Origin of the sequence: Rhodovulum sp. 12E13 (assembly GCF_003340565.1) — a bacterium.
Lineage (GTDB): Bacteria > Pseudomonadota > Alphaproteobacteria > Rhodobacterales > Rhodobacteraceae > HLUCCA09.
The window spans coordinates 1-1,919 of record NZ_QPLK01000095.1 but is presented as its reverse complement, the minus strand read 5'-3'; the positions used below and the strand labels follow the sequence as shown (position 1 = coordinate 1,919).

The following is a 1,919-nucleotide window of genomic DNA, read 5'->3' as shown; positions in this document are numbered from 1 at the left end:
CCTCACTCCCTGTTCAGTCTGTTTTCGACGAGGTCGTCGACGACGGTGGGGTCTGCGAGGGTGGAGGTGTCGCCGAGGGAGGCGTGGTCGTTCTCGGCGATCTTGCGCAGGATGCGGCGCATGATCTTGCCGGAGCGGGTCTTCGGCAGGCCGGGCGCCCACTGGATGAGGTCGGGGCTGGCGATGGGGCCGATCTCGGTGCGCACCCACTGGCGGAGCTCCTTCCTGAGCTCCTCGGTGGGCGCGACGCCGTTCATCAGCGTGACGTAGCAGTAGATGCCCTGGCCCTTGACGGGGTGGGGGTAGCCCACGACCGCGGCCTCGGCCACGTCGCGGTGGGCGACGAGCGCGCTCTCGACCTCGGCGGTGCCCATGCGGTGGCCCGAGACGTTGATCACGTCGTCGACCCGGCCGGTGATCCAGTAATAGCCGTCGGCGTCGCGCCGGCAGCCGTCGCCGGAGAAGTAGTAGCCGGCGTAGTCGGAGAAGTAGGTCTTCTCGAAGCGGGCGTGATCGCCCCAGACGGTGCGCATCTGCCCCGGCCAGCTGTCCTTGATCGCGAGCACCCCTTCGGCCTCGGTCTCGTGGATCTCGCGGCCCGAATGCGGGTCGAGCACCACCGGCTGCACGCCGAAGAAGGGCTTCGTCGCCGAGCCGGGCTTGGTGGGCGTGGCGCCGGGCAGGGGCGTGATCAGGTGGCCGCCCGTCTCGGTCTGCCAGAAGGTGTCGACGATGGGGCAGCGGCCGCCGCCCACCTTGTCGTTGTACCAGTTCCACGCCTCGGGGTTGATCGGCTCGCCCACCGTGCCGAGCAGCTTGAGCGAGGAGAGGTCGTGCTTCTCGACCCACTCGTCGCCCTGGCCCATCAGCGCGCGGATCGCGGTGGGGGCGGTGTAGAACTGGGTGACCCTGTGCTTTTCGCAGACCGCCCAGAAGCGCCCCGCGTCGGGGTAGGTCGGCACGCCCTCGAACATCACCGTGGTCGCGCCGTTGGCCAAGGGCCCGTAGACGATGTAGCTGTGGCCGGTCACCCAGCCGACATCGGCGGTGCACCAGAAGATGTCGCCGTCATGGTAATCGAACGTCAACTGATGGGTGATAGCGGCATAGACCAGATAGCCGCCCGAGGTGTGCACCACCCCCTTGGGCTGGCCGGTGGAGCCGGAGGTGTAGAGGATGAACAGGGGGTCTTCCGCCCCCATCTCGACGGGCGCCTGGTGGTCGTCGGCCTCCAGCCGCATCTCGGTGTAGTCGAAGTCGCGCCCCTCGACCCAGGTGGTCTGCCCGCCGGTGCGGCGCACCACCAGCAGCCTGGTGTCGTGGATCACGTGCAGGAGCGCGGCGTCGCAGTTCGACTTCAGCGGCGTGGTGCGGCCGCCGCGGGGGGCGTGGTCGGCGGTGATCACCAGCTTGGCGTCGCAGCCGTTGATCCGCGCGGCCAGCGCGTCGGAGGAAAACCCCGCGAAGACCACCGAGTGGATCGCCCCGATCCGCGCGCAGGCGAGCATGGCGTAGGCCGCCTCGGGGATCATCGGCAGGTAGAGGATGACGCGGTCGCCCTTGCCGACGCCCAGGTCCTCGAGGATGTTCGCCATCCGGCACACTTCGCGGTGCAGCTCGGCATAGCTGATGTGGCGGGCCTCCTCGGCGGGGTCGTCCGGCTCCCAGATGATCGCGGTCTGCTCGGCCCGGGTGGCCAGGTGCCGGTCGACGCAGTTGGCGCAGACGTTCAGCGTGCCGTCCTCGAACCAGCGGATATCGACCTGGCCCGGCTCGAACGACGTGCGCTTTACCCGCGTGAACGGCTTGATCCAGTCGACCCGCTTGCCCTGCTCCGCCCAGAACCCCTCCGGATCCGCAACGCTCGCCGCGTACAGCTCCTCGTACGCAGCAGAACCGACATGCGATGACGCGGCAAA

At 68.8% G+C, this 1,919-nt stretch carries 1 protein-coding gene; it reads right to left on the bottom strand.

Annotation, left to right across the window (positions count from 1 at the left end; all coding sequences use genetic code 11):
* Window positions 1-2: 2 nt before the first annotated feature.
* Window positions 3-1,919 (bottom strand): acetate--CoA ligase (gene acs, locus DLJ49_RS21175; RefSeq protein ID WP_115395476.1); only part of this gene is annotated, 1,917 nt, incomplete at its 5' end.